At 54.8% G+C, this 23056-nt stretch carries 18 protein-coding genes; 8 read left to right on the top strand and 10 right to left on the bottom strand.

Annotation, left to right across the window (positions count from 1 at the left end):
• Positions 1-110 precede the first annotated feature (110 nt).
• Positions 111-650 carry an AAA family ATPase gene (locus AM379_RS20210; protein ID WP_020884036.1) on the bottom strand — a complete coding sequence of 180 codons (540 nt, stop codon included), beginning with the start codon at positions 648-650 and terminating at the stop codon, positions 111-113.
• 343 nt (positions 651-993) lie between these two features.
• Between AM379_RS20210 and AM379_RS20215 the strand changes: the two genes are divergently transcribed.
• Both AM379_RS20215 and ansP read left to right on the top strand, forming a co-directional pair.
• Complete coding sequence (locus tag AM379_RS20215) at positions 994-2529, top strand: methyl-accepting chemotaxis protein (RefSeq protein WP_106504157.1); 1536 nt, start codon at positions 994-996, stop codon at positions 2527-2529.
• Positions 2530-2876: 347 nt separating this feature from the next.
• Positions 2877-4373 (top strand): L-asparagine permease, encoded by a 1497-nt coding sequence (gene ansP, locus AM379_RS20220; RefSeq protein ID WP_032678241.1) that lies wholly within the window; start codon positions 2877-2879, stop codon positions 4371-4373.
• 70 nt (positions 4374-4443) lie between these two features.
• Here the strand turns inward: ansP and yncE are convergent, their stop codons facing one another.
• Positions 4444-5505 carry a 7-bladed beta-propeller protein YncE gene (gene yncE, locus AM379_RS20225; protein WP_032680940.1) on the bottom strand — a complete coding sequence of 354 codons (1062 nt, stop codon included), beginning with the start codon at positions 5503-5505 and terminating at the stop codon, positions 4444-4446.
• A 241-nt stretch (positions 5506-5746) separates the two neighbouring features.
• Between yncE and pqqU the strand changes: the two genes are divergently transcribed.
• The gene (gene pqqU, locus AM379_RS20230; protein WP_106504158.1) at positions 5747-7861 is read left to right on the top strand and encodes a TonB-dependent receptor PqqU; all 2115 of its coding nucleotides are present in this window, start codon (positions 5747-5749) and stop codon (positions 7859-7861) included.
• A 133-nt stretch (positions 7862-7994) separates the two neighbouring features.
• On the opposite strand, the gene AM379_RS20235 is transcribed toward pqqU, so the two are convergent.
• From AM379_RS20235 to AM379_RS20245, 3 genes are all read right to left on the bottom strand, one after another.
• Positions 7995-8663, bottom strand: a complete 669-nt coding sequence (locus tag AM379_RS20235; protein WP_020884031.1) for a GntR family transcriptional regulator — start codon at positions 8661-8663, stop codon at positions 7995-7997.
• 253 nt (positions 8664-8916) lie between these two features.
• A complete protein-coding gene (locus tag AM379_RS20240; RefSeq protein WP_047356436.1) occupies positions 8917-9957 on the bottom strand; it encodes an NADP-dependent oxidoreductase in 1041 nt (346 codons plus the stop codon).
• 65 nt (positions 9958-10022) lie between these two features.
• A complete protein-coding gene (locus tag AM379_RS20245) occupies positions 10023-10598 on the bottom strand; it encodes a helix-turn-helix domain-containing protein (RefSeq protein WP_106504159.1) in 576 nt (191 codons plus the stop codon).
• A gap of 150 nt (positions 10599-10748) precedes the next feature.
• Here AM379_RS20245 and AM379_RS20250 point away from each other — a divergent pair, with 150 nt between their 5' ends.
• Both AM379_RS20250 and AM379_RS20255 read left to right on the top strand, forming a co-directional pair.
• The gene (locus AM379_RS20250; protein ID WP_020884028.1) at positions 10749-11267 is read left to right on the top strand and encodes a GNAT family N-acetyltransferase; all 519 of its coding nucleotides are present in this window, start codon (positions 10749-10751) and stop codon (positions 11265-11267) included.
• On the top strand, positions 11264-11713 hold the full coding sequence (locus tag AM379_RS20255) for a DMT family transporter (RefSeq protein WP_014170257.1): 450 nt from the start codon (positions 11264-11266) through the stop codon (positions 11711-11713). The genes AM379_RS20250 and AM379_RS20255 overlap by 4 nt, the downstream gene beginning before the upstream one ends.
• A gap of 14 nt (positions 11714-11727) precedes the next feature.
• Here AM379_RS20255 and AM379_RS20260 read toward each other — a convergent pair whose 3' ends face one another.
• Both AM379_RS20260 and AM379_RS20265 read right to left on the bottom strand, forming a co-directional pair.
• Positions 11728-11961 (bottom strand): YdcY family protein, encoded by a 234-nt coding sequence (locus AM379_RS20260; protein WP_020884026.1) that lies wholly within the window; start codon positions 11959-11961, stop codon positions 11728-11730.
• 51 nt (positions 11962-12012) lie between these two features.
• A complete protein-coding gene (locus AM379_RS20265; RefSeq protein ID WP_025204114.1) occupies positions 12013-13611 on the bottom strand; it encodes an ABC transporter substrate-binding protein in 1599 nt (532 codons plus the stop codon).
• A gap of 283 nt (positions 13612-13894) precedes the next feature.
• Between AM379_RS20265 and AM379_RS20270 the strand changes: the two genes are divergently transcribed.
• The 3 genes from AM379_RS20270 to AM379_RS20280 are packed head-to-tail and all read left to right on the top strand — an operon-like array spanning position 13895 to position 20404.
• On the top strand, positions 13895-15247 hold the full coding sequence (locus AM379_RS20270; RefSeq protein WP_106504160.1) for an SrfA family protein: 1353 nt from the start codon (positions 13895-13897) through the stop codon (positions 15245-15247).
• Positions 15248-15251: 4 nt separating this feature from the next.
• On the top strand, positions 15252-18233 hold the full coding sequence (locus AM379_RS20275; RefSeq protein ID WP_032680932.1) for a virulence factor SrfB: 2982 nt from the start codon (positions 15252-15254) through the stop codon (positions 18231-18233).
• Entirely contained in the window at positions 18230-20404 is a 2175-nt protein-coding gene (locus AM379_RS20280; RefSeq protein ID WP_063934307.1) for a virulence factor SrfC family protein, read from the top strand. Before AM379_RS20275 ends, AM379_RS20280 begins: the two co-directional genes overlap by 4 nt.
• A gap of 33 nt (positions 20405-20437) precedes the next feature.
• Here AM379_RS20280 and AM379_RS20285 read toward each other — a convergent pair whose 3' ends face one another.
• The 3 genes from AM379_RS20285 to patD all read right to left on the bottom strand — a co-directional run bounded on the left by AM379_RS20285 (position 20438) and on the right by patD (position 23036).
• Entirely contained in the window at positions 20438-21196 is a 759-nt protein-coding gene (locus AM379_RS20285) for an alpha/beta fold hydrolase (protein ID WP_063214371.1), read from the bottom strand.
• Between the two features lie 86 nt (positions 21197-21282).
• Positions 21283-21456 (bottom strand): GhoT/OrtT family toxin, encoded by a 174-nt coding sequence (locus tag AM379_RS20290; RefSeq protein WP_032670341.1) that lies wholly within the window; start codon positions 21454-21456, stop codon positions 21283-21285.
• A gap of 155 nt (positions 21457-21611) precedes the next feature.
• Positions 21612-23036 (bottom strand): aminobutyraldehyde dehydrogenase, encoded by a 1425-nt coding sequence (gene patD / locus AM379_RS20295; RefSeq protein WP_047356432.1) that lies wholly within the window; start codon positions 23034-23036, stop codon positions 21612-21614.
• Between the last annotated feature and the right edge of the window lie 20 nt (positions 23037-23056).

Raw genomic sequence — 23056 nt, forward strand, 5'->3', positions numbered from 1 at the left:
GTTGCGTTCTCGTTTGACTTAACATGTCGTCATTATTAAGGGCGTATTTCACCTCTGAGAAACAATTAATTTACATTTGGTTTGCCGGAAATCAGATATATAAATCCATGCTACGCGTGTGACTTAAGCGATGAAATGAGGTTTTCCACCTCACTGCGGCGGGTAATGCGGACAAAATGAATATGGGCGTATTGCGGGTCTACCATATCGCGTGCATAACGTGCGCGGTTGCTGCGCCAGGTTTTGATTGTCCAGATAATAATGGACTCACGGCTCAAGAATGAGCGACGAAAACTCTCACAGTTTCCCGTACCGGGCCACAGTTCCTGTTTGTGCCAGGCGCGCCTGAACGCTCGGGTGACAGCCTGATACAGGGTTCGGGCGAACCCATAATCCACCCACACCACCCGATCCACGTCTCGCCATTTCACAGGACGCGTACGGTTATAGTTGCCATCAAGCACCCACTCCGCTGACGCCTTTAGCGTCGTCTCCAGTTTTTCCAGCAAGATAGCGTCCGGTGTGCCCTGCCAGTCCGGACACCAGTAAAGTCGGTCCATTTCAATGTAAGGAATATCCAGTTCTGCGGCGATACGCTTCGCCAGGGTGCTTTTTCCACTCCCGCTGGTGCCAATCACATTCACTTTCACCCTGTTGCCCCCTGTTGAAGAAAAACCCTTAAAGCATAGCGTTTTCATCTTGTTAACGAAACGCTATTTCGGCGGGTCAGTTTACGTCGAAGCGTGATCTCCCGCTTTTAATTTGCCTTATGGCGTTTATTTCCAGGGCGCCACAAAAACGCACCGATAAATATTTTCATTTTTATTACATCGAATGCATTTTAAAAATAAAAAATACTAAATACAGGGTATTCCGGAACGCATAACTTTCGTAGAGAATATGCCGACAGTAAAAATAAAAAACCAAACCTTTCAAACTTTCCTGAATGTTTAACGGACTCTTTTTTATTGATATATGACCATGGGGTTACTGATGCGGAATAACACTCCCGTTACACAAAACGAGTATTTACTTAACGAAGGTTCGACGCTTATGTCGACCACCAATACGCACAGCCATATTACCTATGCGAACTCTGCCTTTATTGACGCCAGCGGCTATCAAGAAGAGAGTCTTCTCGGTGAGCCGCATAATCTTATTCGCCATCCCGACATGCCTGCCGAGGCGTTTGGCGACATGTGGTTTACCCTGCAACAGGGTGAGACCTGGACGGGGCTGGTCAAGAACCGCCGCCTGAACGGCGATCACTACTGGGTGCGCGCAAACGTCACCCCGGTTTATCAGAATGAAACGTTAACCGGCTATATTTCTGTGCGGAATATTCCTTCGCGTGAAGAGATTGCTGTCAGTGAAAAACGGTATGAGAAAGTGCGAAATAATGAATTAAAACATCATCGCTTTTATAAAGGCCTGTTTGTTCGCCACGGTCTGTTCTCTTTTACGTCGCTGTTTAAACGCCTCAGCACCAGTAAAAGGATCCATCTTGGTATTGCGATAACCGCCCTGCTCGCTTGTCTGCAGCTGTTTATATTTGCCGATCGTATTGTTGAGTCTGTAGGTCTGGCTCTGCTATTTATTGCCCTGGCCGTTTATCTTCATGCGCAAATTGCAAAGCCGGTTAAATCCATTGTCCAGCAAATGCAGCGGGTGGTTTCAGGACGTAAAGCGGGCTATTACCATTTTGACCGCGTCGATGAAATCGGCCTGATGATGCGCATGGTGAATCAGTCGGGTCTGAACCTCCATTCGCTGGTGGACGATGTCGGTGCGCAAATCAGCGGTATAAGTACAATCAGCCAGCAGGTGGCGAAAGAAGGTATGGCGTTACAGACACGTACCGAAGAAACCGCAGACTTTCTGCAGCAAACGGCCTCAGCCGTGGAAGAAATTGCCAGCGCGGTTCAGCAGACGGCTGAAACGGCGAAAGACGCGATCCTGATGGCAGATCGCACCCGCACCAGCGCTCACCGCGGTGAAGCAATGATGAAAGAGACTATCGGCATGATGCAGTCCGTGTCGCAGGATAACAGCCAGATCGTCGACATCATCAGCGTCATCGATCGTATCGCCTTCCAGACCAATATTCTGGCGCTGAACGCGGCCGTTGAAGCGGCGCGTGCGGGTGATGCCGGACGCGGTTTTGCGGTCGTGGCGGCCGAAGTCCGCAACCTTGCCCAGCACTCTGCCACCGCGGCCAAAGAGATCAAAACGCTTATAGAGAAAAACGTTTCCAGCGTGAACGCCGGCGTGGAGAAGGTCGAGCAAACTGAATCGCAGCTGACGGTGATGATTGGCAATGTCATGGAGATGTCTTCTCTGATTAAGGAGATAGGCCACGCCACGCAGGAGCAAACGCAGGCGCTGACCCTGATTAACGCGTCCATCTCCCGCATCGGTACAATGACCCAAAACAATACCGGTATGGTGGATAACGTGACGGACGCCGCACACCATCTGACGCAGCGCACGACCCGTCTGCAACAGGCGATTGCCGTTTTTGGCGGTTGAGAAAAGGCGCCGTTATGCGCTGGTTGCTTTGCGCAATCATTAAGCGAAACTGATGATTAAAGCACCACTTCATTAATGGATTTGTCTAAAAACTCACCGCTATTCAGCGTGTTGTGATCCCCGTCTGCTCTGACCACACGATTTCCTTCGACGTGCATCACTTTCGGCACGGTTATATTTTGCGTCGCTTATGAATTGCAGGTAGGATGCCTCGCCATGTTTCGCCTTATCCATACGCAGAATGACTGGGAAGGCAACATGTGTTTGCGCAGAAGCAATCGTTTGTATTGCACTCTGCCAGGCAGGACTATCACGATAATGGTTCAGACAGGCAAACAGGTAACTCAATGAAAACAAGCAATAAAAGCGCAGCCGATCATCACGCTGCTAAACGTCGCTGGTTAAACTCCCATGAAGAGGGCTACCACAAAGCGATGGGCAACCGTCAGGTTCAAATGATCGCCATCGGCGGCGCTATCGGAACGGGTCTGTTTTTAGGTGCTGGCGCTCGTCTGCAGATGGCTGGCCCGGCTCTCGCCCTGGTCTATTTGGTGTGCGGGATCTTCTCTTTCTTCATTCTTCGTGCATTGGGCGAACTGGTACTGCATCGCCCTTCCAGCGGCAGTTTTGTCTCTTATGCCCGTGAATTCCTCGGTGAAAAAGCGGCCTACGTTGCTGGATGGATGTACTTCGTCAACTGGGCAATGACCGGTATTGTCGATATCACCGCCGTCGCGCTTTACATGCACTACTGGGGCGCGTTTGGTGATGTGCCACAATGGGTGTTTGCGCTGGGCGCACTGGCCATTGTCGGCACCATGAACATGATCGGCGTGAAGTGGTTCGCGGAGATGGAGTTCTGGTTCGCGCTGGTAAAAGTGCTGGCCATCGTGGTGTTCCTGGTCGTAGGTACGGTGTTCCTCGGTAGCGGTAAACCGCTTGATGGCAATGCCACCGGTTTCCACCTGATCACTGATAACGGCGGTTTCTTCCCGCATGGCCTGCTGCCTGCGCTGGTGCTGGTTCAGGGTGTGGTGTTCGCGTTCGCGTCCATTGAGCTGGTCGGCACCGCGGCGGGTGAATGTAAAGACCCACAGACCATGGTCCCTAAAGCCATTAACAGCGTTATCTGGCGTATCGGTCTCTTTTATGTTGGTTCCGTGGTGCTGCTGGTTCTGCTGCTGCCGTGGAACGCCTATCAGGCGGGTCAAAGCCCGTTTGTGACCTTCTTCTCTAAACTGGGCGTGCCTTATGTTGGCAGCATCATGAATATCGTGGTGCTGACGGCTGCGCTCTCCAGTCTGAACTCGGGTCTTTACTCCACCGGTCGTATCCTGCGCTCCATGTCGATGGGCGGCTCGGCGCCGAAATTCATGTCGAAGATGAGCCGTCAGCATGTGCCTTACGCGGGCATTCTGGCGACGCTGGTGGTATATGTCTTCGGCGTGTTCCTGAACTACCTGGTACCGTCTCAGGTATTCGAAATCGTGCTGAACGTTGCCGCGCTCGGCATCATCGCCTCCTGGGCCTTTATCGTGGTCTGCCAGATGCGTCTGCGCAAAGCGATCAAAGAAGGCAAAGCCGCTGAAGTCAGCTTTAAGCTGCCGGGCGCACCGGTGACCTCCTGGCTCACCCTGCTGTTCCTGTTCAGCGTGCTGGTGTTGATGGCGTTTGATTACCCGAACGGTACCTACACGATTGCCACCATTCCTCTGCTGGCCGTATTGCTGATTGCTGGCTGGTTTGGCGTGCGTAAACGCGTACAAGAAATTCACAGCACGGCGCCGGTTCATCCTGATGATGCCCAACACGACGCCCCGCTGGTTGAAGAGACGTCGCGTTAATATCGACCTGCTGGTTATACAAAGGGAAGGCATTGCGCCTTCCCTTTTTCTTTATGTTGAGGAGCGAAACTTAGAGCGTGATACGAATCACGTCATCAGGCTGGGTGGCTTCCTGCTGACGGGTCGATTTTTGTTTTACCGTCACATACAGGGTTTTCCCATCCGCAGAGAGCGCCAGACTGTTCGGATAGACCGGGGTGTCGAAGGTTTTGGTAACGTTGTAGGTTTTCGCGTCGATTACGCTCACCTTACCCGCTTCACGGTGCGTCACATACGCTTCGTTGCGCGCCGGGTTAAACAGAACGGCCAGCGATTCAGGCACGGCAATTTTCTTGATGACGCTGCCGTCCTTCAGATTCACCACCAGCACTTCCGGCTGCTTTGAGTCGGTTAAGAACGCACGCTGTCCGGCGGTATCCAGGCTCAGATTCAGGTAGAAGTGCTCCTTACCGTCGTCCTGCACTTTTTTACGGCTGAGGATTTTGTGGGTTGCCGTATCAATCGTCACCAGTTCGCCATCAGCATTGGTGGTGTAAAGACGTTTTGCCTTCGCATCCAGCGCCAGGCCGGTACTGAATTTACCGGTGCTGCCGATGGTCTCTTTCAGCTTCAGCGTTGCACCATCCACCACCCAAATCGCGCTCTCCTGGCCTACGCCGGTGATGTAAACCGTGTTTGTGCTGTCATCGGCCACCAGCTGGCGTGGCTGCAGCGGTTTGACGGTTTCACTGCGCTGACGGTTATCCAGCACCAGTCGCCCTTTCACGTCACCCGTTTTGGCATCAATCGCGGTTACCGCGCCGTTGATGGTGTTACCAAACCACAGCGTCTGGGTGGCATTATCAAGGGTGGCACCGAACGGTTTGAGATCGTTATGAATGACCTGCGTCACGTCCAGCGTGACCGGGTCAAGGCGATAGACAATCCCGCCTTTGTCCGTTTTGCGGCTCTGCGATGTCGCGACCCACAGCGCATTCTCCTGCTGGCTCACGGCCATTTCATATGCGCCTTTCCCGACCGCTTTGCGCAACATCTCTTCGGCAGCATGAACCTGGAAGGTTCCGGCAAACAGTAACGCCCCTGACAGCAGAGACATACTCAGGCGCGGCGAGCACAGATGACGTAAAGACATAACAATTCCTTTTTTGAACACAGGGTTTACTGCTGACATCACTTCCGGCAGGCAACGTCATGGCATTGCCTTCTTGATAATGAGAATAGTAATCATTTATGAGTTAAATGTGGAGTTTTTCTTTCCTTGCCGGCCTTTCATTAACGCAATGTGCGGTTATAGTTTTCAAAAGATTTACAAAAGATTTAACATATATGGACATGTTCCATTTGGTACGTTTTTTCCATAACCGGTCTATTTCATGAAAATCATTTCTGCCCGTAAGGCAACGCTTCCACTGCTGCTGGTTCCTGTTATCTCTGCGCCTCTCACTGCGATGAGTGCCGATGAACAGACCATGATCGTCAGCGCCACGCCGCAAACCGTCTCGGAGCTCGATACCCCGGCGGCGGTCAGCGTCGTGAATGGCGAGGATATGCGTCATGCTGCGCCACGCATTAACCTGTCTGAATCTCTTGGCAGCGTGCCGGGGCTGCAGATCCAGAACCGCCAGAATTACGCTCAGGATCTCCAGCTTTCGATGCGTGGGTTTGGTGCCCGCTCAACCTTCGGCGTGCGCGGTATCCGTATGTATGTCGACGGTATTCCGGCAACCATGCCGGATGGACAGGGACAAACCTCCAATATCGACCTCTCCAGCGTGGACAGCGTAGAAGTGCTGCGCGGCCCCTTCTCTGCCCTTTATGGCAACGCCTCTGGCGGTGTGATCAACATGACGACCCAGACCGGGCAGCAGCCGTCGACCATCGAGGCCAGCAGCTATTACGGCAGTTACGGTACCTGGCGCTATGGAATGAAAGCCACCGGTGCGATGGGTGACGGGACGCATGCCGGGGATGTGGACTACACCGTGTCCACTACCCGTTTCACAACCAAAGGTTATCGCGACCACAGCGGCGCACGGAAGAATCTCGCCAACGCTAAACTGGGTGTTCGTATCGATGACGTGAGCAAGCTGACGCTGATTTTCAACAGCGTGGACATGAAAGCCAACGATCCGGGTGGACTGAGTGCCCAGGAGTGGCATGACAACCCTCGCCAGTCTCCGCGTGGCGATCAATACAATACGCGTAAGACCATCAAGCAGACCCAGGCTGGCCTGCGCTACGATCGTCAGCTCAGCACCCAGGACGATCTCAGCGTCATGATGTACGCCGGCGAACGTGAAATGACGCAGTACCAGTCAATTCCTTATCAGCCTCAGCTGAGACCTTCCCACTCCGGCGGCGTGATTGATATGCAGCGCCATTACCAGGGGATTGATACCCGCTGGACGCACCGTGGCGAACTGCTGGTTCCGGTCACCTTTACCACCGGTCTGAACTACGAAAACATGAGCGAAGATCGTCGCGGATACGAGAACTTCGTCATGAACAACGGCGTGCCGGAGTACGGCGTCAAGGGTGACAAACGTCGTAACGAACGTAACCTGATGTGGAACGTCGACCCGTACCTGCAAACCAGCTGGCAGTTAACGCAGAAACTCTCCGTGGATGCCGGCGTCCGATACAGCTCGGTCTGGTTTGACTCCAACGACCATTACGTGACCCCGGGCAACGGAGACGACAGCGGTGACGCAAGCTATCACAAGTGGCTCCCGGCCGGTTCGGTGAAATATGCCGTGACCGATGCGTGGAATCTCTATGCTGCGGCAGGTCGTGGGTTTGAAACGCCAACCATCAATGAGCTCTCTTATCGTGCGGATAACCAGGGCGGCCTCAACATTGGCCTGAAACCTTCCACGAACAATACCTATGAAGTGGGCAGCAAAACCCGTATCGGTAATGGTCTGCTGACGGCAGCGCTGTTCCGCACCGATACGGATGATGAGATTGTCGTCGATGCCAGCGCTGGCGGTCGTACCAGCTATAAAAACGCCGGTAAAACCCGTCGTCAGGGGGTTGAAGTTTCCCTGGATCAGCAGTTTGCTGAGAACTGGAAGCTGAAAATGGCGTGGACCTACCTGGACGCCACCTATCGAACCAACGTGTGCAGCACCGGTGACTGTAACGGCAACCGTATGCCGGGCATTGCCCGCAACATGGGTTATGCCTCGTTTGGCTGGCAGCCGGAAGAAGGCTGGTATGCGGGATCGGATGTGCGCTACATGAGCGATATCATGGCGGATGACGAGAACACGGCGAAAGCCCCGTCCTACACGGTGGTTGGGCTGAATACCGGGTATAAATTCAACTACGGTAACTGGGGAATGGACGTCTTTGGTCGCGTCGATAACCTGTTCGATAAAGAGTATGTCGGATCGGTTATCGTGAATGAATCCAACGGGCGTTATTACGAACCTGCACCGGGCCGTAACTACGGCGTAGGTCTGTCAGTCTCTTATCGCTTCGAGTAAGCAAAAAGCATTCTTTTTTGCTGAATATTATTTTTATAAATGGAATAACGCTCCTGATGGCAATAAGCCATCAGGAGTATTTAACCAGGAATATAATTCGCGGCAGGATATAGTCGCTCTGCTAAATAATCTCTCAGTTAAAATATTGTCGCTGTAAAAGCGTGTTCGCTTCATCAATCAACGTCTCTATCGCCTTCTGACTGCCATCAACATCTCTTCGCTCAAGCGCGGACAGGAGCTCGGCGTAGTGATAAGTCGACACCTTGATGTCGTTAAGCTCCTGATGCAGATAGTTCATGCAAGGTCCAATACGCACCCATAGCTGCTCAATTAAGGCGCTGAGTGTCGGCATTTCCGCGTACTGATAAAGCGTAAACCGAAAGATGCGGTTAGCATGCAGCGCCTGCTGAACGTGCCCGTTGCGCATGGCTTCATGGAATGTCTCTGATAGCTTGCGCAACACCTCCAGCTTATTTTCCGTCATATGCTGACAGGCGGCAGCTACCGCCATAGGCTCAAGCTGTTTTCTGATGGCGTTAATCTCGTTATAACGCTCAAGCGTGACCTCAGGAACCAGAAACGCCTGGGCTGGCGTGGCGTGTAATGCCCCAGACGACACCAGACGCAAAAGCGCCTCGCGGACCGGGGTAATACTGGTTCCTAATTTATCAGCAATTTCTTTGGTAATCAGTCGAGCGCCAGGTTTCAGTGAGCCTGTAATTAACGCGCCTTTCAAACTGAGTTCGACTTGCATGGTAAGACTGATCCTTTGCGCTTTTTCTAAATGGTCCAAATCAAGCATGTTCAATTCCTGTAGCTAATACTTAATGCTATTTTTAAACGCCGTTTTTTATAAACGACGCTGTTCCGATATATCCTGTATCGTCATGCCTGGTGATGGGAAGTCTGTAAAAATGTCAAGAAATGCAAAATTTATTTTTTTCGTTTTCGTGCTCATCTGAACGGAAGGCGCGAAAAGCCATGTCCAGTTAATTAAAGACAATATATCGTATCTTCACAAATAAATATGGCGGGAAACCCCGCCATATTTTAGATTATTTATTGTCACCCGCGACGCGAATCACGACTTTGCCGAAGTTTTTTCCTTCAAGAAGGCCAATCAGCGCCTCAGGCGCATTCTCCAGGCCGTCTGTGACCTGCTCACGGTAGTGAATTTTGCCTTCCTGCACCCAGCGCCCCATCTCATCCTGGAACTCCTTGATGCGATGGCCGTAGTCCTGAGCGATGATAAACCCCTGCATACGAATACGTTTCTTCAGAATCGTCGCCATCAATAACGGCAAACGATCAGGCCCTTCCGGCAGACCCGTCGCATTGTAACCGCTCACCAGACCACATACCGGTACGCGCGCCGAGGTGTTCAGTAAGGGCAACACGGCGTCAAAGACTTTCCCGCCGACATTTTCATAATAGACATCAATCCCTTTCGGGCAGGCCTTTTCCAGCTGGGCCGCGAAGTCATCGGCATGGTGATCCAGGCACTGGTCAAACCCGAGCACCTCGACGGCATGGCGGCATTTTTCTGCACCACCGGCAACGCCGATCACCCGGCAACCTTTGATTTTACCAATCTGCCCGACCGTCGCACCAACCGGCCCCGTCGCCGCCGCAACCACCAGCGTTTCACCGGCTTTAGGCTGGCCGATGTCCAGTAGCCCCATATAGGCGGTAAACCCTGGCATACCCAGAATGCCCAGCGCCCACGAGGGGTGAGAAATATTATCGCCCAGTTTCACCAGGCCGCTGCCGTCTGAAATTGCATACTCCTGCCAGCCGCTATAGCCCAACACCCACTCACCCGGCGTATAGTCCGGATGATTTGACTGCTCAACGCGGCTGACCGTTCCCCCCACCATGACCGCCCCAATTTCCACTGGCGGTGAATAGGAAGGTGCATCACTCATGCGCCCACGCATGTAAGGATCAAGCGACAGCCAGACCGTGCGCAGCAAAAGCTGTCCTGCCTGAGGTTCAGGAACAGGCTGCTCTTCCAGACGAAAATTCTCCGCGACCGGCGCACCGTGCGGACGAGAAGCCAGAACCCAGCGGCGATTTTGCGAAACAGATTGATTCATCAGGAACTCCTTCTGGTACAAATGTCATTAGAGCCTGGCTCATGATCGGCGTAAACGCTTTAACTTTACGAGCCAGACTGGTTAAGCCGCACAACCAGATAGATACAGGTTTTATTCGTCTCATTAATGAACCGGCAGTCGTTGGGCGGCCCCAGTTCCAGGCAATCACCGGCGTGCATTTCATGACGGGTATCGCCCTCCTGGAAAACCAGTTCGCCAGACTGCAGCCAGATAAGCTGGCGCGCCAGCGCATACGACGACGCGGGCATAGGGACATCGCTTCCCGCCGGCAGCTCAACCTGAACAAGATCGATGGGCAGATCGGTGCGGGGTGAAACGTGGCGGCGGAGGTAGTGTGTCTGAGGGTCACGCCAGACGGGCTGGTTTTCCAGACGCAGCAGCTTTCCTTCCTGCATTTCGGCCCTGGCGATCAGCGTTGACATGCTGATGCCAAACGCGCCGGATAACCGCGCGAGCAAGGTCGCCGTCGGGCTGCTGTCCCCGCGCTCTATCTTGTGGATCATGGCGCGCGAGACGCCGGCCCGGTCAGCAAGCTCGCTTAATGACCATCCTCGCGACTCGCGTTCAAGGCGAATTCGCGCGCTAATCCTTTGATTCATTGTGTCTGTCATAGTATTCATGACGTCATACTATAGTGTATGAACGGCATTTCAACGCGGTTTTGATAACAAAAAAATCTGGCTTATGTCATAGCCATCCGTCTGTACAGTTGTGTAATATCGTAATCGAAACGTAATACTATAGTGAACAACACACTCAGAGGTTCAAACATGATCGTTCGTCATGCCTGCAAAGAAGACTGCGCCGCTATTGGGGAGATTTACAACCACGCGGTGCTGCATACTGCCGCGATCTGGAATGATAAAACCGTCGATACGGATAACCGCATTGCCTGGTTTGAGGCGCGTGCCCTCGCAGGCTACCCGGTGCTGGTGAGTGAAGAGAATGGCGTTATCACCGGCTACGCCTCGTTTGGCGACTGGCGCGCCTTTGACGGTTTCCGGCATACGGTAGAGCATTCTGTCTACGTTCATCCGGATCATCAGGGCAAAGGTATTGGCCGCACGCTGATGAACGCGCTGATTATTGAAGCGCGGACCCTCGGCAAACACGTCATGGTGGCGGGCATTGAGGCGCAAAACCAGGCCTCTATTCATCTTCATGAGACGCTCGGTTTTGTGACCACCGGCCAGATGCCGCAGGTGGGCACGAAGTTTGGCCGCTGGCTGGATCTGACCTTTATGCAGTTGCAGCTTGATGAGCGCAGCGATCCGGATGCTATCTCATGAATCAATCTCTGACGCTGGCTTTTCTGGTGGCGGCGGGAATTGGCCTGGTGGTGCAAAACACCTTAATGGTGCGCATCACTCAGTCCTCCTCGACCATTCTTATCGCGATGCTGCTGAATTCGCTGGTTGGCATTGTGCTGTTTGTCAGCATTCTGCTGCTAAAACAGGGCTTCGCCGGATTTAGCGAGCTGGCCTCAACGATCCGCTGGTGGACGTTGATCCCGGGGCTGTTAGGGTCGTTTTTTGTTTTTGCCAGTATCAGCGGCTATCAAAATGTTGGCGCAGCGACAACCATCGCCGTGCTGGTGGCAAGCCAGTTGATTGGCGGGCTGGTAATGGATGTACTCAGAAGCAATGGCATCCCCTTGCGCGCGCTGATTGGCCCGGTGTGCGGTGCCGTAATGCTGGTGGTCGGGGCGTGGCTGGTCGCGAGACGCCAGTTCTGACCCCCGGCTCACCGCTACAGTATCGTACCGCCTTTGGTCAGCAATTCCTGACGGGCGTCCATCTCTTCTTTATGTTGCTTACCGTGATGTGCAATCGCGGTACGCAGACGCTGCTGCTGACTGTAGCGATCTTCACGGCTTAACGCTGCGTCGTCGCTCAGTTCGATCAGCAGTTCATTCATTCGGCTAATCACTCCCTCTTCGATGGCGGTATCGACACGGGCGATAACTTCATTTAAATGTGACATTGTCACTCCTTGTCAGATGCCCGGCAGGCGCGGTGCCTGCCGGGAAAAATGTCAGTTCAGTTTCGCTTTGGAGAAATCGCTGCCCATCAGGCTCACGCTGTACCCCGTTACGTTGCTGCGGGTGGCGTAGAACGTTTTGCCGTTCGCCAGCGCAATCCACGGTGCCTGGGCATAGAAGATCTCCTGCGCCTGGCTGTAGAGTTTTGCACGCTCACCCGGGTTGCTGGTCAGTTTGGCTTTCTTGACCAGATCATCATACCCCTTATCGCACCAGCGCGCGGCGTTCGATCCAGTTTTGATGCTGTCGCATCCCAGTAGTACATCAGCAAAGTTATCCGGGTCGCCGTTATCGGACATCCAGCCAAACAGCGCGGAATCATGCTCCCCTTTACGCATACCGGAGAGATACTCGCCCCACTCGTAAGAGACAATTTTGGCCTTCACGCCGACTTTCGCCCAGTCGCTCTGAATCATCTCCGCAATACGCTTCGAGTTAGGGTTATACGGACGCTGCACAGGCATTGACCACAGCGTCACGTCCGCACCCTTCTCCAGACCGGCCTGTTTCAACAAAGCTTTCGCTTTTTCAGGATCGTAGCTGTAGTCCTTCAGATCGTTATTAAAGCCCAGCATATTCGGCGGAATGGGGGATTTCGCCACCGTACCGGAACCCATAAAGACCGCATTCACGATGGCTTTTTTGTCCGTCGCATAGTTCAGGGCCTGACGCACCAGCACGTTATCAAACGGTTTTTTCTCGGTATTGAACGCCAGATACCCCACGTTCAACGCCTCCACGGCGTGCAGCTTCAGGTCTTTATTTTTGTTAATAACATCAAACTGAACCGGTGACGGCGCCGGAATGATCTGGCATTCGTTGGTCTGCAGCTTCGCCAGACGCGTTTCTACGTTTGGCGTGATGGAGAAAATAAGGTGTTTCGTCGGAACCGCACCTTCCCAGTAGTTCGGGTTAGCGACGTAGCGGATCAGCGAATCCACTTTGTACTGTTGCAGAACGTACGGCCCGGTACCAATCGGCCAGGTATCGACATTCTCAGGCGTCCCTTTTTTCAGCATCGCGTCAGCGTATTCAGCGGAAAGAATAGAGGCGAAATCCATCCCCCAGTCAGCAAGGAATGCGGCGTTTGGTTCGCTCAGCGTAAACTGCACGTGATAATCATCAACCTTTTTGACGTCCTGAATCAGCTTGTCCAGACCTACGTCATTAAAGTATTCGTAATTACCCTGCGAAACATTGTGATAAGGATGCTTAGGGTCTTTCTGACGCATGACGGAAAAAATAACGTCATCCGCATTAAAATCACGGGTCGGCTTGAAGTATTTATTGCTGTTGAACTTGACCCCTTTACGCAGCGTAAAGGTATAAGTCTTACCGTCCGGGGAAATTGTCCAGGACTCTGCCAGCGACGGTACCGGGGTGTTTTTCACCGGGTCGAAATTGATCAGGCGGTTATACAGGACCTGAGAGCTGGCCACGAATGACGGGCCCGAGCTGGCGATCTGCGGGTTGAAAGACTCCGGTGATGCTTCAGAGCAATAAATGATGGTGTCATTATTCGCCGCCCATGCGGCACCTGCTGGTAAGAGAGTGCTCAGCGCGAGGGCGAGCAGCGTTTTCCCTGTAGACATGGTTATAACCCTGGCAGTTTTATTATATTGGACTGTAATAACAGCACAACCGCTATAACCTGGCAAATAACGAATCACTATCAGGTTATTCTAAAGCAACGTTTTCCGCTGGTTTTACAGCCAGTGCGCCAGAGGTTGATTTGCCTTAAGTGCCATTATTCGTCAAGCACAACCGCACCTTTCTATGCCACAAGAAATCGTCCCTTTTGGCGTCTCTTCCTCCGTTTGGTTGCTTCCCGATTTCGTTAAAGTAACGGTGTGAAGAAGTATATGGGATCAAATCGTGGCAAAAACTCTTTTACGCAGCGGTAATCTGGATGACTTTCAGGCCGTTGGCGGCGGCGGACAAGCCGTTTTTGAATCAGCGTTACAAATCCGGGAAGCGCTCCGGTTACGCAAACAACAGGCGATTGTCGACTGTCTGGCTATTCCGCAGGTCAATGATGGTGGCGACCGTGTCGACTGGTATTCGCCGGTCGACGGTTGTGTAACCAGCTGGAAAGCGGCGAACGAAGACGATCGTTATCGCGCCCTGCGCTATCTGGAAAATACGCTGGCCAGCGTTGAATCGCTGAGTAAGAAGTGCCTGCAGTCGCCAAAAACAGCGCAACAGCTTTTCGGCTCCCTGCTGTCGAAAGCATTTCAGTTTCCCGGCGAAAATTTCCTTTTCCTGGTTGATGGAAAGCCGGTCATAAGCTTCTGGGGGTTTGTAAACCTCAATGAGAATGCACGTGACGACGTACTCGACTGTTTACGTGAATCGCTGATCCCTGAGCCAGCCCCGATTGTCATTGAAGACCCTGAACCCGAGCCGGAACCGACCCCAGTCCTGACCTTTGAACAGGCCGATGAGCCGCTGATCGCCCCGGCCACGGTGGTGCGCATCACGCCGGACGAACTGTATACGCCTGAGCCTGCGCCGGTCATTATGCCGCCTGTGGAAGAACCCGAGCCAGAGCCTGCGATCGTAGCCAAAAAACGCCGCGTTCCCCTGTGGACGCTTCCGGTTGCCGCCGTGATCGTTGCCGCGATTGCCACCCCGTTGCTGTGGCCAAAACAGGCCCCTTCTGCCGAGCCAGTGGCTGTCGTTGCCCCTGAACCTGTCGCCATTGCGCCAAAGCCGATTAAAGCCGTTGAGCCGCTGCCGATGAAATTACCGCTGCATCAGGCAGAGGTGGTCGCGAGCAAAGAAAAAGAGCCGGCTCCCGTTGCTGCCCCAGCGCCTGCACCGGTTGTGATTGCGGCGATCCCGAAAGACGCCATGGTCATGGAAGCAAACCAGGTGAAAGCGGGGTCGACGCGTTTTCTGAACGGAACATGGCGTGCGATCCTCGACGTGAAAGATCCGATTACCGGCAAACCACCGTCGCTGCGCTATCAGATCCAGAACAATAAAGGCTTCGCTCGTGTTGTTCACGGTGACAATGTTGTCTGCCGCGTGGAGGTTTTCTCCGGGCTGCACAGCAATGGCGAACTGATGATTAAGAGTCGCGGTAATGCCCGCTGCACAGACGGTTCACGCTACCCGATGCCGGAAGTTGCCTGTAAAGCAGGTACCAGCGATGTCGCTGAATGTAATGCCCGTTATGATGCCAAAACCGTCGTTCCACTGACGTTCAAGAAAGCAGGTGCCTGACCCTATGCTGGTAAATCTTTGCGACTATAAACAGAGCGTCACGCTTATTGCCAACAGCGGCGTGCAATTCCTCGATTTTGGCCTGACTCCGCAGGACACCGCCAGCAACGGGCGCTTCGTACGTAAAACCGCCAACGGTCCGCTTCTGCGTCTCGATTTCGATCTCGTCAACGGGCGTTACACGCTGCCGGGATTGAACGGCGGACAGCCTGAAGTGGTGAAACCGGAAACCACGATCCCACTGCATCAGTCCCTGACGGTGCTGGATGGTGTCTGGCTCCCCATTCCCTTCCTGCGCTTCAATCCGCCACGTACCTTTGTTGACGGGCCGGATAACTGGGCGCGTGTCCAGGTGCGTAAACTTGAAACGCCTGATGCGGCAGGTAATACACACCGCGTCACGCTCGCTCTCGACAGCCAGATTGCAGCGCATGCTACTGCCGCGCTGTCCCCGGTTGAAAATGACATTCTCAACGGCACCCGTTTCGGACTGGCATGGCGTGACGATGAGGTGGAAAGCTTCCTCGACCAGACCTGGATTGATGGCTGGCTGCGCGAGGCGTTTACCCACTATGCGACCGACGTTGAAAACCGCGCGGAACGCGACCTGCAACAGGCAATGCGCAGCTTTGAGTACCAGGCACACTGGCTCAACCTGCTGTCCATGCTCGGTGAACAGCTTACCGTACCGGAAGTGAAATTTGTCACCCATACCCTCAGTACGCCGGCTATTCCGGTCGACCTGATCCTCGACGTCGGGAATACCCATACCTGCGGCGTTATTATTGAAGATCACGGTGATGCGAACGACGGTCTGCGCCAGACGGCCGAACTGCAGGTGCGCTCGTTAAGCGAACCACAGTTCCTCAATGAGCCGCTGTTTACCAGTCGTCTGGAGTTTTCAGAAGCGCGTTTTGGCAAGCAGCACTTCTCGGTGGAAAGTGGGCGTGAAGATGCCTTTGTCTGGCCGTCTATTGTCCGCGTGGGCGACGAAGCCCGCAAACTGGCTACGCGCCGTCTGGGCACGGAAGGTAACAGCGGTATCTCCAGCCCGCGTCGCTACCTGTGGGATGAAACCCCGGTGGTCCAGGACTGGCGCTTTAGCCAGATGAACAGCAAAACCCAGCGCGAACCGCTGGCGACCGCGTTCCCGCTGATGAACCTGATGAACGATGACGGTGAACCGCTCTTTACGCTGCCGCAGGACGAGCGACTGCCGGTTTTCTCCCCGCAGTACAGCCGCAGCACGCTGATGACGCATATGCTGTGCGAACTGCTGGCACAGGCGCTGGGGCAGATCAACAGCGTTGCCACGCGCCTGCGCCTGGGCTTTCCGGCCTCGCCACGCCAGCTGCGTACGCTGATCCTGACCCTGCCCTCGGCGATGCCGAAGCAGGAACGCGAGATCTTCCGTCGCCGCATGTTCGAAGCGATCGCTATCGTCTGGAAAGCGATGGGCTGGCACCCGCAGGACGACGATTTTGCCACCCGTAAGCACCAGGAAAAAAGCGTGGTGCCGGTACCTGCAATCCAGATGGAGTGGGACGAGGCCAGCTGTGGTCAACTGGTGTGGCTGTACAACGAAGCGATCTCACATTTTGGTGGTCAGACGGAAGCGTTCTTCGCCTCCCTCGCCCGCCCGGATCGTGAACCTGAACCAGGCGTTCAGCCGGGGCGCTCGCTGCGTGTCGCCTCTATCGACATTGGCGGTGGCACAACCGACATGGCGATCACCCATTATCAGCTGGATGACGGCTCCGGTAACAACGTCAAAATCACGCCGCAGCTGCTGTTCCGTGAAGGGTTTAAAGTGGCCGGTGACGACACCCTGCTGGACGTCATCCAGCGCTATGTGTTACCCGCCCTGCAAACCCAGCTGCAGAAGTCCGGCATCGCCGATGCCTCTCTGCTGATGGCCTCGCTGTTTGGTGACTCAGGACGTATCGATACTCAGGCGGTATTGCGCCAGCAAACGGCGCTTCAGCTCTTTATGCCGATTGGTCACGCCATCCTTGCCGCGTGGGAATCCAGCGACATCGACGATCCGCTGGCAGGCTTGCATGCCACCTTTGGCGATCTGCTGTCGCAGAAACCGACCCGCAACGTGATGAATTATCTGCAACAGGCCGTCGATCATGCCTTGCCGGCAGGTTCAGACGCCTTCGATCTGTTTGCCGTTCCGCTGCACGTGAATTTCCGTGAAATGCAGGATGCGATGCTGGCAGGCCAGTTCACGCTGGCGTCACCCCTGCATGCGGTGTGCGAGGCCATTTCACATTACAGCTGCGATATTCTGCTGATCACGGGGCGTCCGGGCTGCCTGCCTGGCGTTCAGGCGCTTATTCGCCACCTGCAGCCGGTGCCGGTTAATCGCATCGTCTGGCTGGATAAATACCAGGTTCATGAATGGTACCCGTTCAGCCAGCAAGGACGCATTGGTAATCCAAAATCGACCGCCGCCGTCGGCGCGATGCTTTGCAGCCTGGCGCTTGACCTGCGACTGCCGCGCTTTAACTTTAAAGCCGCGGATATCGGTGCATATTCAACGGTTCGCTATCTGGGCGTACTGGATAACACCGTAAACACCCTGCGTGAAGAAAACGTCTGGTATCAGGATATCGACCTGGATAAACCGGGTGCGAAACTCGACGCTCGTCTGCACTTCCCGCTGCGCGGAAATGTGACGCTCGGTTTCCGCCAGCTGGCGAACGCGCGCTGGCCGGCAACGCCGCTCTATACGCTTAGCATCAACTCGGCCGAACTGGCCAAAGCGATTGCGGGTGACGGCGTGCTGAACGTGCGGCTCAAACTTTGTGGCGGCAATAAGCATGAAGGGCCTGAATCCTTCGCGCTGAGCGATGCCTGGTTGCAGGACGGGACGCCGGTTCCGCCTGATGCTTTAACCTTCAAACTGAATACTCTGGCCGATCGCCGTCATAGCGGCAGCCACTACTGGATCGACAGCGGGAGCGTATACCTGAAATGACTGCGACGATGACCACCACTCAGGCCTTAATCGGGTGGATAAATGAGACGCGCCTGAACGCCCCTATGCTGGATAACGAGGCCGATGCCCTTCTTGCGCGCATCAACGCGACGCAGGCACGGGAGCAGGCCATTGACCGCGCCCTGTCACGCCCGGGCAGTATTGGACTTTACGGTCATTCTCAGAGTGCTAAAGCGCATCTGCTTTTATCGCTGTGCGGCAGCGGTAATGGCCGCCTGAACGTTACGCCAGGCCAGCGTACATTTGACTATTTTTCGCACATTAATCCGGGACATGCCCTGACCAACATGGCCGTGCGGTTCACCCGCGGAAATACAGAGGTGATGGATGAGGCGTTCCCGCTGCGCCTGAGCCTGGTGACAGAGGCAGAGCTGGTTCAGCTGTTTATCGCCCGCACCACGCTGCAGCCGGACATCCGCGCCGTGGATAAAGCGGTCATTGAGACGCGCCTGGAGAAGTGGCGTGGCCTGCGCCAGCCGCAGGGTGTTCCTGGTATTACGGCTCAGGACGTGGGTGCCATCGCCCGCTTCTGGCAAAGCTCAGTACCTGCCGCGAAACAACAAATTGATGATGCCCTGTGGCATCAGTTTGCACAGCTGGTCCCTTCGCTCGATCTCAGCACGCGTGCCAGCGTCTGGTCGCTGCTGTGGGGTGAGCAACAGGAGTTGACCCAGCAGTGGTTAAAGCTCGCTCATGTCCTGCATCAGACCAGCCATGCCGGAGCACTCGCCGCCCCGCTCAGCCTGCTGGTCGATAACTTCGGGCTGCCGGGCGAAGGGTTCCTGACTCACGGCACCTTTTCCCTTCCGGAGGCCCAGGAGACGCTGCTTCATCCGCTGAACAACGGCGAGATGCTTAACGCCATCAGTATCCCTGTCGATACGCTCGCCTTCCTGACGCGTGAGCTGGTCTTGCCGGTCGAAAGCAGCGCCCTGGATAATGTCGATATTATTGATATTCCGGTCTTTTCAGATAACAGCGCCGATACACTGAACCAGGCTAAATGCCAGTGGTTGCTGGAGCATTATCGCCAGCAGCTGCAACCGGACGTGCTTGTTATCTGCAATGCGACAGCCCAGCACGAGCAAACGGCTAAAAAAGCCCGGGTACTGTTGAACTGGGTCAAAGAGACTCAGCCGGTTGAAGAATCCCCCCTGCCGGGGCTGGTGTGGGCGATTACGCCTCACGACGCACGTTTTACCACCCGTCAGAACCTTGATGAAACGGTACAGCACCTGTTGGGCAAACCGGGTGTGCGCTGGGGGACACTGCAGGCGCTGGACAGCCACAGCATGCAGCGCGTGATCGAGTGGTTGTCTCAGGCCACGTTATCCGCTCAGCGACAGAAGCGTCTTAGCACGCTGAAAGCAATGCTGCGCCAGGAACTCTCGGCCCTGATGAAGGGGTATCTGGCACCGCTGGTTGAGGAACCCGGCGCCAGACGAACTCAGGCCGAAAACATGGTGCGCGTTCTGCAAAGCTCCGCCGCCCGCCACGGTGAACTGCTTGAAGGTCTTCTGCCGCCGCTTAAAGCCTTTGAAACCCTGCTGGCCGTTCAGCAGCCCCGCGAGGAGCAGGTGAACGGACTGTTTACGGATACCATTGACCTGTTTGCCGAGCATGCCCAGGAGAACGCCAGTCCATTCCAGACCAAAGACAAAGCTCGCCTGGCGCATAAAGTCTGGATAAACCATCTGCGCCAGTGGAGCCGCAACGATGCCACTGCCGCGCGCCTTGGGCTGGAACCCGCTGTTTTGCAGCAAATTGCCGACGTTCTGGTGGTGGCCAGCTACCGACTGAACCTGCCGCAGCAGTTGCAGAACATCGTTGAAACCGACAAGAGCAGCGCTGCTCAACTGCATGCCGTAATGGGCAACTTCATTGGCTGGCTGGGCTACGATCGGACACCCGCAGAGGCACGCCCGGCGAGCCGCATCCGTAAAGGCCAGGCAATCTTTGTCACACCGGTGGTCAACAGTACCGCGCCGCGCCTGACGCGTCTGGGAGAACAACCCGTACATGCGGCAACGGTGTATGTCTATGACTGGCTGGTCGCCCTCTATAGCCGGGCAATAGAGAACATCGATTTCCACCACCCGCACGATGTACAGCCTGCCGCACGCCAGGCCTTACAAGCCCTGTTACGTTAGCGCTCCTGGCCCGCAGAGATGCGGGCTATCCTTTCAGGTCGTGGTCATACACTCTGCTAACGTCTGCGCCAGTGCCGACGGATTTTCCCATGACATGGAGTGTCCGGCCGCTGGGATGATTTTCACCTCAACGCCCCGCTTTTGCAGAGAGTCCACATCATCATCAGGCAGAGACCGCTCGCCGAAAATCAACGTCACCGGACAGCGCAGAGACAAAAACTGAACCTCCCATTCCGGCTCTACCCCTTCCACCAGGCTGGACGCGCCACGCCACACGGCATACGGCGCATTGCTTTGCAGACTGCCCGCCCAGGGTGAGGTTTCTGCACTGAGCAGCGCATCATACCCCTGCGCCAGGAACTGTTGTTCCGTCTGTGCAGCAATAGAGCGGCTGAACATGCCACCTCCGGCGTGAAAATTGGGTTCCGACACCATCAACCCTTTTACGCGTGGCGCCATCAGTCCTGCTGCCTCGATAGCAATGCTGCCACCCATACTATGACCATATAGCCAGAAGCTATTGAGTTTGAGATGGTCCAACAGTTCAGCCACCACTCGCGCCTGCTCGCTGGTGCGATAACGATACTGCACGGGTTTGTCGCTGTAACCGCTGCCCGGGAGATCGATAAGAATGGCTCTGCGCGCACCAAACCGGGCGTCAGAGACGATACGAGGATATTCATAAGAAGAGGCGCAGCCTAACCCGTGAATAAACACCACAGGATCGCCAGAGCCGGGAAGATCGTGCCAGCGCACAACGCAGCCGGCCTGCTGCGAGTAAAAACTGTTCATAAGCACTCCTTTAACGATTCACTGTGTATTTATACAGTCTTCGTGTCTGGAATGCTATGTTCATCTTTTAAAACGGGAAGCGTGCTTCAGAAAAGCGAGATCAACAGCGCAACGGGAAAGCTCATTGGCCAGGTTGAACCCACCAGAAAAGCACTGAGCAGTCGGATACGTTTGCGGTCTTTAGAGAGGAACCAGGTAATTAATGCACAGACAGAAGCCATGATTGCGTAAAAAACCAACATCTTTTGATACAACGTCATTCTGTTTACCAGAGCCGAAAAAATAACCGCACGCAATATGCGTCATATGTTGATACAGATCAAGTTTTTTCGTTACAGAATAACCATTTGAATACTATGGATAATGTACTGAAAGGAGAGAATGCCCGGCGCTGAATGCGACCGGGCATGGGGGCTTAGTGCTTTATCATCACGTGGCGAACAACGGTATAATCTTCAAGGCCGTACACCGACATATCTTTGCCGTAGCCGGATAACTTCATCCCGCCGTGCGGCATTTCGCTCACCAGCATAAAATGGGTATTAACCCAGGTGCAGCCGTACTGCAGACGCGCGCTCATCCGATGGGCACGCCCTACATCGCGGGTCCAGACCGATGATGCCAGGCCGTACTGCGAATCGTTCGCCCATGCCAGCACCTGCGCTTCGTCATCAAACTCGGTGACACTTACAACCGGGCCAAACACTTCACGCTGAACGATAGCATCGTCCTGTTTTGCCCCTGCCAGAAGGGTTGGCTGGAAATAGTAGCCTGCCCCCTCTTTTTTGCCGCCGCCGGTCACCACGCGAATATGGCTCAGGGCTTTAGCCTCATCAACCGCCTTACAGACGCGTGAAAGATGGGCTTCGGAACTGAGCGGGCCTAGCTCGGTGGTTTCCTCCTCCGGCGCACCCATTTTCAGGCTCGCCACCGCGGCACCCAGTTTTTCCACCAGCGCGGCATAAACGCCTTTCTGCGCATAAATACGGCAGGCTGCCGTACAATCCTGCCCGGCATTGTAGAAACCGAAAGTACGTACCCCTTCAACAACCGCATCAAGATCGGCGTCGTCGAAAACGATAACCGGGGCTTTGCCGCCCAGCTCCATATGGGTGCGTTTAATCGAGGACGCCGTGTGTCCAATAATATGTTCGCCGGTGGCAATAGAACCGGTGAGCGACACCATACGCACCTTTTCGTGGCCGGTCAGCGGATCGCCGACCGTTTTTCCGCGGCCAAACAGAACGTTCAGAACGCCTGCCGGGAAGATGTCTTTCGCCAGTTCCGCCAGCTTGAGGGCCGTCAGTGGGGTAATCTCCGAAGGTTTGATCACCACACAGTTACCCGCGGCCAGCGCGGGTGCCAGCTTCCATGCCGCCATCATCAGCGGATAGTTCCATGGCGCAATGGAGGCGACCACGCCCACCGGATCGCGGCGTATCATCGATGTGTGACCGTCAAGATATTCGCCGGCGGCCAGCCCGTTCAGGCAGCGGGCGGCGCCGGCAAAGAAGCGGAAAACGTCGACCACAGCCGGAATTTCATCTCCCAACGCACAGTGCAGCGGCTTACCGCAATTGAGCGATTCGAGACGGGCAAATTCTTCGCCGTGGGCTTCAATCACGTCAGCCAGCTTCAGCAGGCACTCGGCACGCGTTTTAGGCGTGGTTTGTCCCCATTCAATGAATGCGCGATCGGCGGCCTGGACCGCCGCGTCGACCTGCGCTGCTGACGCTTCAGCAATCTCCAGAAGTACCTCTCCGGTGGCAGGGTTATAGACCGGCTGTTTTTCCCCGTCTCCGGCTACCAGTTCACCATTTATCAGCAGTTGTGTTTGCATAGCATTGTCCTGTTGAAATC

The organism is Enterobacter cloacae complex sp. FDA-CDC-AR_0132 (assembly GCF_003010695.1).
In the GTDB taxonomy this organism is placed as follows: Bacteria; Pseudomonadota; Gammaproteobacteria; order Enterobacterales; family Enterobacteriaceae; genus Enterobacter; species Enterobacter ludwigii.